We start from the raw sequence: 12,808 nt of genomic DNA, 5'->3' as shown, positions 1-12,808 counted from the left end.
GAGCGGGGATCTTCGGTAGCCGGAGGTTTATCAGTCTCACCCGAAGATCCCCGCTCCGGCGGCCCGGTCGTGCCTCGGGATGACAAAAACGCTACTGAATGAGTGGAGTCAGGTTCTTAAATCTGACCTCACGCAACACAAAACCTATTCAGAGTCCCTCTTTTATCGCTTTCAATTGTTCCGCTTCGGGCATCTTCTTGTACTGCGGGTCCAGCGGGTAACAGCCGGAAATCAGGCCATTACGCGGGGCCGTCGTGCAATCCGAAAACGTCCGGCACAGCAGGTTGCGGGTTAAGGGCCGACCCGCCACCATATCGGCCGGCATGGATGGGTACGACAGTACCATCCGCCCAAAGCCTACACTATCGACCATGCCCGTTCGGAGCGCGTACTGCGCTACGTTCGGCAGCCACTCCTGCAAATACGAGTACCCCGATCCGATGATGATCAGCTCCGGAAACGACCGTTTCAGTTCGCACGTCACGTCGATCTGGCGCTTCACCCCCAGCAGCGGTTCTTCGGGTGGCAGGTAGCCATCCGACGGCGGAAACAGGGCCGGGCGCATCAGATGCGGATTGTAGTAGGGACTGCCGCCGGTAATGCACACCAACTGAATACCCAGCGACTGCACCAGTGCGAGGACGGCCTTTGTTTCGGTCAGGTCAACGCCCAGCCCATTGGCCTGCCCACCAAATGCGAAGTACTGATCGGCCGATTCGGGAATACCCACTTCATCGGGGCCCTTTTTGAACGGCAGAAAATCGAACGCACTTAGGCGAATCCCCATTTCCAGTCCGGGAGCGGCTTGCTGAATACCAGCTACAATGTTCCGCAGGTAACGGGTGCGGTTTTCGAACGAGCCACCGTATTTGCCCGGTCTGGTAACGGCGCTCAGAAACTCGTGGCCGAGGTAGCCGTGGCAGTGTTTGATGTCCACAAAATCGAAGCCCGCTTTCTGCGCCAGTACGGCCGCCTGAACGTAGTGTTCGATGATCTGGTCAATTTCGTCGTCGGTCAGCGCCGGATAGTCCGCGTCCATTCCGAAACGCTTGTTCAGAAACGGGTGGCTGTAGAGAATTTTAGATTCAAACGCCTTGTGGCTGTGGGGTTTGCAGAACCGACCCGAGTGCGTCAGTTGCAGGCCGATCAGCAGGTCGTCGGTGTTACCGAACGTTTCGGCGTGCTGCTCCAGAACCATCTGCCGGAGTTCGACAAAGTCAGGAAACGTATCGGCGTTCAGCACCAACTGGTTTGGATTGGCCTTCCCCGAATGACAGACCGCTACGGCCTCGCAGCCAAACAGCAGTTTTGCTCCGCTCACGGCAAATTTCACCCAGCGGCCGCGGGTCAGGTCCGACGGCCGGCCATCGAGCGTACCGTCCCAGCCTTCCATTGGCAGAATACAAAGACTGTTCCCGATACGCTTCCCGGATTTTAGCTGAATGGGTCGACTGAAGGGACTTTCGGCGGGTGGCAGCAGGGTTTCATCAAACGGCAGATCGACGCCACTACCCTGCAGGTAGTTTCGCAGATCGGACGCCGTTTTTAACTGCGCCATTCGGGTGAATCGGGGTTTAGACTTCGTGCTCATCGGAGGGCTTTCGTAGACAATTGAAGAAAGCATAATACGGCTCATCACTACCCATGCGCTGGACATACAACACCAGTTCGCGGAGGTGATAATCGCCCCACATACTCGACTCGCCGTACGGAATCTGGCTGCCCTCCGGTACGTAATCCCAGCCATTCGGCCGGTGGTAGATCGAGTGCAGCAGCAATCCCTGGTGGTTCGGGTCGGTGCTCAGATACGGCTCGTCCAGCAGCGTGTTCAGTACGGTCAGACCCGCCTGCCAGTATCGCTTCCCGGCTTCAACCTCGCCTTTATTAGTCAGGTAGTTCCCTAACCGCAGCAGACCCTGCGCGCCGATGGCCGCGGCCGTGCTGTCGACGGGTTCAAACGCATTGTAGGGGTCAGCCGGGCGGTCGAGGTAGTCACCAAGCTTATGCAGATTCGGCGCACCGGTGTCCCAGTACGGTATGCCGTTGGAGGGGGTCTGCTCAATGTAAAAATCGCAGGTGGCCCGGGCCGCTTTAAGCATGAACGCTTCGACGGCGTCGCGGCCACCAACCGGTTCCAACTCAGCGTCGTCCAGTGTAGCGAGGTATTCGAGTTCTTCAGGGAAGCCGCACATCGCCCAGGCCAGACCGCGCGTCCAGGTCGTGAAGCCGGAATAGCCCTGCTGCGAATTGGGGCACCGGAAATTCCCGTCTTTGGTGTTGAACACGCTTTCGTGGGCCGTTCGTCCCCAGATGTCGTACGTATCGCGCCCCTCGCCGTAGAAAACAGAATAGTCAGCGGTGGCCCGCATGTGCAGAATGGCCCGCTCCAGGAGGTTGATTTTTACGTCGCCCTCCGCCTGAAACACGTGCCCCAGACTGTGGCTCAGCACCAGCGCCCGGCACGACCGGATGGTGTCGACAAACAACGAATGCGGCCCGTTGAAGGAGTGAATGAAGCCCCCTTGTTTCGTTGTCGTCCAGCGGCTGGCCTGAACGGCTCCCGAGATTTTCAGAGCCAGTTCGTAGAAATTACGTTCCTGTTCATTGTACGGCAGTTTACCCTCCACCATCAGCCGGAGCAGGTTGCCGTAGGTGCTGACGTTGTTGAAGCCGTGGTCGTGAACGCCGATGTGGCTGACGTGCGGGGCCATCAACTCGACGGTTTTCTGCCGACCGAGATCAACAAAATACGGGTCGCCGGTCGCGTCGAACTGGATAATCGCCGAACCGTACTGGAATCCCTGCGTCCATTCGGTCCAGCCGCGGGTGGTGTACTTGCCCTGAACGGTGAAAACGGGTGAGCCCTTCGCCGTATCGTATTGCTGCTCGATAAGGCGGATCTTCTGGGCAGACAGCTCCCAGAATCGGGTCAGTTTGGTTGAGAAATCGGTGGGTTTGAGGGTTTCGTCAAGCTGAATCATTCGTCGGTTGTAGAGAAATGCGGGACTACACCGACAAAAGGAGAAGCGTAGAAAGAGTTACTGAGCCATACCTTCTACACCTCTAAAATTCTGTGACCTGTTCATTCACGACTGTCAGCACGTATTGACCTGACTGGACGTAAAACAACAAGAACCCGCTTGACTATCAAGCCAGTGTCGTTTACTTGAAAACGTCAACGATCAGCAACGTACTTACATCGTTGGCCGAACAGCCTGTTGCAGACTGTCGTCGAGCGTAGGATCATCCGGTAGCCTGATGCGGAACGTATCCGTCAGCGTCTGGCGTAACGTGTCCGCGTCTGCGATCACCGTCCGTTCTGTGTCCCCGCCGACGGAATGCACAGCCAGTTCGTTACCGCGCAGGGCGTACCGCCGATCCGGCGTGGTCCGGGCGGCAATGAACCCTTTCAGAAAGTGTGAGCTGGGGTGGCTGCACAAATACCAACTGGCAAGTTCGTAATCCGGCAGCAATTGTTCCTGGAGCGTAAACCGGTACAGGGACTTCCATTCGTCGCGTATATTAGCTTGCAATACGTATTCGTCGTTTTCCAGACGCAGTCGAAACGGTTCGTGCGGAGTTGGTTGCTCGACATCCGGTTCCAGACGCAGGGGAGCGGTCAGCGTCATTCCGCCGAAACCAACATCTGCGATGTACGGCTCGCCGGCTACGTCTACCAGCAGCAGCATATGGGTACGGGGATTCACTACGCCTTCGGCTACGTTCCATACCACCCGGGCCGCCAGACCTTTGACGGAAAAACCCACCGCCTGCAGTACGTGACTAAGCAGCGTATTCTGCTCAAAGCAGTAACCACCCCGACCACCGTACACTAGCTTTTGCTGCAACGATTCAAGGTCCAGGCGGACGGGCAGCCGCAGCAGCGGATTGACATTCTCAAAAGGAATAACCTGCGGATGCAGAAACAGAATAGCAGCCAGCGTATCGAGGGTCGGCATACGGTCGCCCGCGTAGCCGATTCGTTCGAAATACGCGTCCAGGTTAATGGTCGGTACGTCGGCTGACGCTGGAACAGCTAGAGTTGTGGCTTCGGCTGGGCTCGTATTCATGGGGATGACTACCTGGTGGTGTTCGGGCGAAGGGCTGGACAACGCGTTACAAGAATTGGTATTCTCCTGCACCTGCGAGCAACAAAAATAGCAACAACTAACTGTTTGAGGGGCATATTTCTAAAACTTGTTACTATGTAAAAGCTTATCGAATCGGGCCGTGTTGGTTGAGATACTAGAGGGTCTGAACGTACCGTCAAGTTGAATCATTCGTCGGTTGTAAGGAAAATGCGGGATTAAACGAGTGTAATTAGCCGGTACCACTTAACATATTCATAGGAAATCATTTGTAAGTACACAGTAAACTCTGTTACTTTAGAGGTCATTTAATGTACTAATTGACACTTTCTATTACAACCACACCGCTTTGGAAGTAGATGGATAAGAGGTCGCTATCTGAGCGAGACATATGCACTAAGTTCATCACACCTGCTTTGGAGAAGGCAGGCTGGAAGGATAAATTTTTAGAAGAAGTATCGTTTACCGACGGTCGGATTCGTGTGGTTGGCAAGATGACTAGCCGAGGAAAGTCGAAGCGGGCAGACTATATCTTATATTATAAGCCCAACATTCCTGTTGCCATTGTTGAAGCGAAAGACAATAAGCATACCATGTCAGCGGGGTTGCAGCAGGCACTGGAGTATGCTCAGATTCTTGATATTCCCTGCGTGTTTAGCAGCAACGGCGATGGGTTTATCTTCCACGACCGAACCGCAACGGGTGAAGATATTGAACAGGAGTTAACGTTAGAAAACTTTCCGACGCCCACACAATTATGGGATCGCTACAAGACGTATAAGGTTATTGAGTCAACCGAAGAGGATATTATTGCGCAGCAAGAATATTACTCAGATGGATCTGATCGTCGGCCGCGGTACTATCAACAGATCGCTGTTAATCGAACAGTTGAAGCGATTGCTAAAGATCAGAACCGGGTTTTGCTGGTTATGGCGACGGGCACGGGCAAAACGTATACAGCATTCCAAATCATCTACCGTTTATGGAAAAGTGGTCGTAAAAAACGCATCCTGTTTTTAGCTGACAGAAACGCATTAATTGATCAAACACGCAGAGGTGACTTCAAGCATTTCCGCGACAAGATGACCATTATTCGTAAGCGGGTGGTGGACGTTGGTGGTAAGGAGGAACTTGTCTCATCGCGCAGACGTGGCATCAGTGCAACAGATAAGGCTTACGAAATTTTTTTGGGGTTGTATCAGGGACTGACGGGTAGTGAGGGGATTGATGCTTACAAAGACTTTTCACCTGATTTCTTTGATCTGATAGTTGTCGATGAGTGCCACCGGGGCAGCGCTGCCGATGATTCTTCCTGGCGGGCTATTCTTGATTATTTTAAAGGAGCTACGCAAGTCGGTCTGACGGCAACACCCCGCGAAACGGATACTGTTTCAAACAGCGAATACTTTGGTGATCCGATCTACACGTACTCACTGCTGCAGGGTATTGAAGATGGCTTCCTGGCTCCGTACCGGGTGGTTCGGGTCGGTTTGAATATTGACCTGGAGGGGTGGCGACCACCAAAAGGCAAGCTTGATAAAAAAGGCAAACCAGTAGAAGACCGGATTTACAACCGGGCGGATTTCGACCGTAACATCGTAGTGGAAGAGCGCCGGAAGCTGGTAGCCGAAAAGATAACAGAATACCTGAAGGGCCAGAATCGATTCATGAAAACGATTGTGTTCTGTGTGGATATAGAACATGCGGACGGAATGCGGAGTGCTTTAGCAAAGCAGAATGCCGACCTGGTGAAGCAGAATTACAAGTACGTAATGAAGATTACGGGCGATGACGAAGAAGGGAAACGCGAACTCGACAACTTCATTAATCCCGAAGAACGCTATCCGGTTATTGCAACGACCTCCAAGCTGATGACAACGGGCGTGGATGCGCAGACTTGTCAGTTAATTGTGCTGGACACCAATATTCAGTCTATGACGGAGTTTAAGCAGATTATTGGCCGGGGAACGCGTATTAACGAAGAGTTTGGCAAACTATACTTTACGATTCTGGATTTCCGCAACGTGACGGATTTGTTTGCAGACCCGGCTTTTGACGGTGACCCGGTGCGGATAAAAGTAGCGGCCGAAGACGAATCCATTGCAACAGTGGAAGCCGAGGAAGAAAATGATGAAGGCTTAGTTGACGATCAGGGCGATAAGCCGACCGACGATAAGCCAAAACCACCCAAGATTCGCTACATTGATGATACACCCTTATCTACTGCCAACGACGATAGGAAAGTATATGTCAACGGCGTCGATGTGTCGGTACTTAATAGCCTTGAACTGACATTCGATAACGACGGTAAGCCAGTTCTGGTTGGCTTAAAAGATTTTACCCGCGACAAAGTACGCGAGAAGTTCAGAAGCATGACTGACTTCCTGACGTACTGGAATGCAGCCGACCGAAAAGAAGTAGTTGTTAGGGAGCTAACGGAGCAGGGCGTTTTGCTGGATGACTTCATCAACGCCGTTGACCGGAACGCTGATTTGTTCGATCTGATATGCCATGTGGCTTTTGATCAAAAGCCACTAACCCGTAAGGAACGGGCGAATGAGGTAAAGAAGCGTAATTATTTCGGTAAATACGGCGACAAGGCTAGGGCCGTTTTGGAGTCTCTGCTTGATAAGTACGCAGACGAAGGGGTAGTGAATATTGAAACTTTGGATGTACTAAAAGTACAACCTCTTAATCGCTACGGCTCGGCAGTAGAGATTGTTAAGCTGTTCGGCGGTAAGCCGCAATACTTGCAGGCCGTGCGGGACTTGGAAAGTGAAATTTATAGTACTGTAGCTTAATTGCATTATGGAAGCCAGAAGACTTGGTGTGCTTACCAAGGTTGACTTACGTAAAATCTGGCCGCACGAGGCTCTAGATTTTACCCGGTGGTTATCAAATGAAGAAAATATTCAACTGCTATGTGATGAGCTTGACATAGAGTTGGAAAATATTAAAGTTGAAGAAGCTGCAGGCCGCTTCAACGTTGACATCGTAGCTGAAGAAGTAGTAACTAAGCGCCGAGTCATTATTGAGAATCAGTTAGAAATTACTGACCATAAGCATTTAGGCCAGCTTCTCACGTACGCAGCCGCTCACGATGCAGGTATTATTGTTTGGAATGTCAAAAACTATACGGAGGAACATAAGCAAGCAATAGACTGGTTTAACCGCAACATGCCTGAAGGTATCAGCTTTTTTCTGGTACAAGTTGAGCTTTGGCAAATAGCAGATTCACCGCCAGCTCCTAAATTCAATGTAGTATCTCAGCCAAATAACTGGGCTAAAACAGTCAAGAGAACGGGTAATGTGGATAAGGATTTGCCTTCGGAATTGAAGTTGTTACAACAAAAATTTTGGTCCGACTTTCGGGAGTATGTCAATAACTTTATTCCTAAAACAAGTCTCAACTTGGGCCGGACCCCTCGTCCTCAGCATTGGTATGACATAAGCATTGGCACTACAAAGGCTCTTATTGCTCTCACATTCAATTCAAGACAAAAGCAGTTAGGTTGTGAGCTTTACATTCGAAGTGATGGTGCGTTTTACCAGATGTTAAAGAATGACAAGGAGAAAATAGAAGCAGAAGTTGGCGGACCGTTGAACTGGATGGATTTGCCCGATAGCACCGCCTTTCGCATTATTACCTATCAGAACTTCAATCCTACTAGCGAATCAGGCTGGCAGTCTAACTTTGAATGGCTAAAAAGCAAAGCTGAAATTTTCCAGAAGACCTTTAAAAGATATTTAGTACCCAGTTATGGCTCATAATCTTTCTGGAATTATAAAATCCATCCGCGACATTATGCGCGAGGATCGGGGCGTTAATGGTGACGCTCAGCGCATTGAACAACTCGGCTGGATGCTGTTTTTGAAGATCTTCGATGATAAAGACATCGAGATGGAATTGCTGGACGATGCGTACGTATCGCCGATTCCGGCTGAGTGCCAGTGGCGGAACTGGGCGGCTGATGATGAGGGGATGACTGGTGATGCTCTTCAGCAGTTCGTCGATTTGACCCTTTTTCCGACGCTTAAGAACCTGCCGGTGCAGGATGGCAACCGACGCGCCCTGCTGATACGGGAAGTATTTGAGGGGAACAACAACTACATGAAGTCGGGTATCAATATTCGTAAGGTTTGTAACAAGCTGAACGAGATTGATTTCAATAATTCGGAGGACCGGCACCTGTTTGGCGATCTGTACGAAAGCATTCTGAAAGAACTGCAATCGGCGGGTGATAGTGGGGAGTTTTACACACCTCGTGCGGTAACGCAGTTCATGACGGAGATGGTGAGCCCACGGCTGGGGGAAGTTGTGTTTGACCCGGCCTGCGGAACGGGCGGTTTTCTGGTGAACGCTATTGAGCACATTCGGAAGAATGAGGTTAACAGCGTTGAAGACCGGCTGACATTACAAAAGACGATCAGAGGCTGCGAATACAAGCCCCTCCCCTACGAACTAGCGTTAACAAACCTGATTCTGCACGATATTGAAGTGCCGAATATTGAGTACGGTGATAGCTTAGGTCGGGAATATAGCAGCATTCGGGACCGGGACCGGGTTGATGTTATTTTGGCGAATCCGCCGTTTGGTGGTACGGTAGCGAACGGCAATGAGGGTAATTTTCCGGCTAACTTTCGGACACGCGAAAGCGCTGACCTGTTTCTGGTGCTGATTGTGAATTTGCTTAAAACGAACGGTCGGGCGGCTCTGGTGTTGCCGGATGGTTCGTTGACAGGAGAGGGTGTGAAGCAACGGGTACGGCAGAAATTACTGGAAGACTGTGACCTACATACGATTGTGCGGTTGCCGAACTCAGTGTTTCAGCCTTATGCGACGGTGGCGACAAACCTGCTGTTTTTTGAGAAGAAAAGGCAAACTGGCTTAGCTGCGCCTGACAGTGATTTGCCGCTGTTTAATAATGGCGAAGCTAAAGACAGCGACAGGTATGCCACCAGTGAAATATGGTACTACGAACACCGCTTGCCGGAGGGGCAGAAGTCATACTCCAAGACCAAAACAATTCAGGTAAAGGAGTTTGAGCCGCTAAAAGAATGGTGGACTAACCGCGTTGAGAACGAACAAGCCTGGCGGGTGCCGATTGAAACGATTATTGACCGAGGATTTGATCTGGATATCAAGAATCCGAACGGAAAGGTAGAAGAACATACTTATACCAGCGGAGAGATACTGGAATTGCTATCGGATTCGATGAATCGTAGTGCGAGTCTGCTAGCCGAACTGAAAACGGCGTTAACGCCTTAAATTGACGGATAGCTGGGTACCGGTACCACCAGCATAAAAAAAGTGAGCACCGTAGCGCTCACTGGCACAATTGACCAGTTTCCCAGCCGCTTGTTGATTGTAGTACAACGAATAAGTTGAGAAAATTCAAAGCATGACTTATAAAACCGTACCGTTAGGCGAAGTACTAAGACAACGCAAAGGCTCAATAACTATTGATGATTCTGCCGATTATAAACTCTGCCGCGTTCAGTTGCACCGCAAAGGCGTTGTACTACGTCAGATTCAAAAGGGAGTTGAAATCCGAACTAAGAAACAACAAGTCTGTAAAGCGGGAGACTTTATTGTTGCCGAAATGGACGCCAAAGTGGGTGGTTACGGTTTCATACCGGCTGAATTAGACGGTGCTATTGTTAGTAGCCACTACTATTTGTTTGAAGTAAACGAAAGCAAGTTGCTTCCGGCTTACCTCCAAGTGTTAACACAAACAGATTATATTCAAAGTCAGATTAAAGCGACAGGGAGCACAAATTATGCTTCAATACGGCCGCATGAGGTTTTGGAATTGACAATACCGTTACCCTCACCCGAAGAGCAACAAATTATTGTTGAACATTATCAACTAGCCAAAGAGAAGACAAGAGTTATAATTGACGAACTGCAAGCTCAACAAACTCTTCTTACTAAACTGCGGCAAGCGATTTTGCAGGAGGCTGTACAGGGTAAGCTAACAGCTAAATGGCGAGGTTCTTCAAAAGAAAATCAGCCTGTCACGCAGGGGGTCCCGGATTCGGGTCCCGTCCGGACTGCAACACAACCTGAAACCGGCGCTGACTTACTGGCCCGTATCCGCGCTGAAAAAGCAGAACTCATCCGGCAAGGCAAACTCCGCAAAGAAAAGCCCCTGCCGCCGATCACCGACGCCGAAAAGCCGTTTAATTTGCCAGAAGGGTGGGTCTGGTGTCGGCTGGGGGAGGTTAAAGTGCTGTCAGAGGCAGGTAAAAGCTTTTTATGCAATGAAAGATCTTGCCAAGGAGAGGAATGGGGAGTCATCAAAATGAGCGCTATATCATCTGGTAAGTTTATTGAAACAGAAAATAAATATTACAGAGACTCGCTATCTGAAAGTTTGTTGGCTAACAAAATAGTAGAAGCAGATTTCTTAATTACTCGTGCAAGTGGTTCACCAGAACTAGTAGGACGTAGTGTGGTCGTTTCCTCTATAAATAAAAATCTTCTCTTAAATGATAAGACAATAAGATATGTCTTTGCTCATGGCGTTGAAAGTAATTATATAAACCTCGTAAATAACTCTGATTTTGTTAGAGCTTATTATCGAAAAACAGTTTCTGCCACCAGTACAACAATGAAGAACATAACTCGTGAACAAATTAACTCACTTTCTATCCCCTTGCCATCTTATGCTGAACAACAGTCCATCGTCACCTTGGTGGAGCGATTGTTGCAACAAGTGAACAGGTTAGAAGCCGAAAACAAGCAGCAACAGGAAGAGGTTGGGCGGTTGATGCAGGCGGTGTTGCGGGAAGCTTTTGTAATAAACAACAAGTTTCAAGAAGAGTTCTAAAAATTGAACTAAAACAACTATCCACATGGACCCTCTAAGTGAATTGTATCGTCTACGTAATGATTTTGTAGTAATAGGGTTAACAGGAAGGCTCGGTTCAGGCTGTACTACTGTTGCTGAATTATTAACCACAAAGAACTTTGAAGATTGTAGCTTTCCGCTGCCTAAGTCATCTGATTTTCTTAGTAACGAGGAGCGTAAATATAGAATAGTATACAATTATCTTCACGAAAACTGGTCGAACTGGAAATTTGTATTAGTAAGACCAAGCGACATTATTGTTTCTTTTTTATTTAAACATGAATTAAATAGCATAAAAAAATATTTAAATGATACGTTCCCAGAAAAAGATTCTGAGGTACAGGGTGTTATTGACTATATAAATGATGATTTTGAATCATTAAAATATTTTGTCCAAAAAGTATTCGATCAATCTTCAACAAGCAGCAATTACCGTAATACACTCGATCTTGACGCAGCATATGATGTATTTATTATTGACAACAAATTAGCTGACTTCAGTAACAAATTAAAGATTAAGTTAGCTGAACTATCAAACAAAAGTAAACCTTCATTATTTCAAGTATTTGGCAATAATCTTCGAAAATCAGGTAATGTATTAAATGATCAAAATTTCGACCCTGCAAACTGCTATGCCATATCGGAGGTATCTAATCAATTAATTAAAGCTATTCGCAAAAATTCCGGCAAAAAAGCCTGGGTTGTTATAGATTCTATTCGTAACTCTCTTGAAGCATTGTATTTCAAAGAGCGTTTTTCAGCTTTTTATTTATTTGGCATAAATACAGAAAATAAAACTCGAATTGAGCGATTAACTAAGCTTTACTCACAGCAGGACGCAGAAGCTTTAGATATAGAGTATACAAATCTGTCTTCAGAAGAAAAATTTTATGAACAAGATATAAAAAGCTGTATCCAGGTGGCTGATATACATTTGTACAATCCACAAGATGAACAGCCGGGGATCAGATATCAGGTCTTAAAGAAACAGTTAGTAAGGTACCTGTCACTTATTAAGCAGCCTGGAATAATTACGCCAACTCCTGAAGAACGAAATATGCAAATTGCCTACACTGCAAAATATAACTCAGGCTGTATCTCGAGGCAAGTAGGGGCAGTTATCACAGATCAATCGTTTTCACTGAAATCGGTAGGGTGGAATAATACAGCCGAGGGCCAAACCCCTTGCTTACTACGGAATGTTACAGATCTTATAAATGATACTGATTCAACAGCATTTAGTGACCATGAAAAAGGTGATGATGTAAAAGGTATATTGAAAGAAACATACAAAGACTTTAGAACAGGAACATTTAATGGGCGTAACATATCATTCTGCTTCAAGGAAGTTCACAACTGTATAGATGGGCATAAAAACCAAGTTCATACTCGTTCTCTTCATGCCGAGGAAAACGCTATGTTACAGATTGCAAAATATGGGGGTGAAGGACTAAAAAATGGATATCTGTTCACTACGGCAAGCCCTTGTGAATTATGTTCTAAGAAAGCCTATCAACTCGGTATCAAAAAAATATTTTACATAGATCCTTACCCAGGAATAGCGGAAAAACAAATTTTACGCTCTGGGCAAGACAATCATAAACCAGAACTCGTACTATTTAACGGCGCTATAGGTAGAGCTTACCACCAACTATTTGAGCCATTTATGGCTTATAAAGACGAATTAAAAATATTGACAAAATACGATTATGATAACGCAATTTCTAGTATCAATAAAGATAAAGTGTTAGATGATTTAAGAGCAATGAAAGAAAAGATCGAAAAAAGAATTCGATCAATTGAAGATGCTGAAACGGATAATTAAAAGCACCACCTAATTAAACAAAAGCTATGGCTTTACGATAC

At 47.8% G+C, this 12,808-nt stretch carries 8 protein-coding genes; 5 read left to right on the top strand and 3 right to left on the bottom strand.

The window, feature by feature from the left end; all coding sequences use genetic code 11:
* Positions 1–148: 148 nt before the first annotated feature.
* The 3 genes from DYU11_RS29850 to DYU11_RS29840 all read right to left on the bottom strand — a co-directional run bounded on the left by DYU11_RS29850 (position 149) and on the right by DYU11_RS29840 (position 4,070).
* Complete coding sequence (locus tag DYU11_RS29850; protein ID WP_119671406.1) at positions 149–1,591, bottom strand: oxidoreductase; 1,443 nt, start codon at positions 1,589–1,591, stop codon at positions 149–151.
* Positions 1,575–2,981: a glycoside hydrolase family 88 protein gene (locus tag DYU11_RS29845; protein ID WP_119671405.1), complete on the bottom strand. Its 1,407-nt coding sequence runs from the start codon at positions 2,979–2,981 to the stop codon at positions 1,575–1,577. The genes DYU11_RS29850 and DYU11_RS29845 overlap by 17 nt, the downstream gene beginning before the upstream one ends.
* Positions 2,982–3,194: 213 nt before the next feature.
* A complete protein-coding gene (locus tag DYU11_RS29840; protein ID WP_119671404.1) occupies positions 3,195–4,070 on the bottom strand; it encodes an arylamine N-acetyltransferase family protein in 876 nt (291 codons plus the stop codon).
* Between the two features lie 377 nt (positions 4,071–4,447).
* Between DYU11_RS29840 and hsdR the strand changes: the two genes are divergently transcribed.
* The 5 genes from hsdR to DYU11_RS29815 all read left to right on the top strand — a co-directional run bounded on the left by hsdR (position 4,448) and on the right by DYU11_RS29815 (position 12,767).
* A complete protein-coding gene (gene hsdR, locus DYU11_RS29835; RefSeq protein WP_119671403.1) occupies positions 4,448–6,889 on the top strand; it encodes an EcoAI/FtnUII family type I restriction enzme subunit R in 2,442 nt (813 codons plus the stop codon).
* A 7-nt stretch (positions 6,890–6,896) separates the two neighbouring features.
* Positions 6,897–7,859, top strand: coding sequence for a DUF4268 domain-containing protein (locus tag DYU11_RS29830; RefSeq protein ID WP_119671402.1), 963 nt, complete (start codon positions 6,897–6,899; stop codon positions 7,857–7,859).
* The gene (locus DYU11_RS29825) at positions 7,849–9,357 is read left to right on the top strand and encodes a class I SAM-dependent DNA methyltransferase (protein WP_119671401.1); all 1,509 of its coding nucleotides are present in this window, start codon (positions 7,849–7,851) and stop codon (positions 9,355–9,357) included. The genes DYU11_RS29830 and DYU11_RS29825 overlap by 11 nt, the downstream gene beginning before the upstream one ends.
* Positions 9,358–9,490: 133 nt before the next feature.
* The gene (locus DYU11_RS29820; protein WP_119671400.1) at positions 9,491–10,921 is read left to right on the top strand and encodes a restriction endonuclease subunit S; all 1,431 of its coding nucleotides are present in this window, start codon (positions 9,491–9,493) and stop codon (positions 10,919–10,921) included.
* 25 nt (positions 10,922–10,946) lie between these two features.
* Positions 10,947–12,767 carry a hypothetical protein gene (locus tag DYU11_RS29815; RefSeq protein ID WP_119671399.1) on the top strand — a complete coding sequence of 607 codons (1,821 nt, stop codon included), beginning with the start codon at positions 10,947–10,949 and terminating at the stop codon, positions 12,765–12,767.
* Positions 12,768–12,808 lie beyond the last annotated feature (41 nt).

Source organism: Fibrisoma montanum (assembly GCF_003583365.1).
GTDB classification, from domain to species: domain Bacteria; phylum Bacteroidota; class Bacteroidia; order Cytophagales; family Spirosomataceae; genus Fibrisoma; species Fibrisoma montanum.
This window is presented reverse-complemented; position numbering and strand designations above follow the sequence as displayed.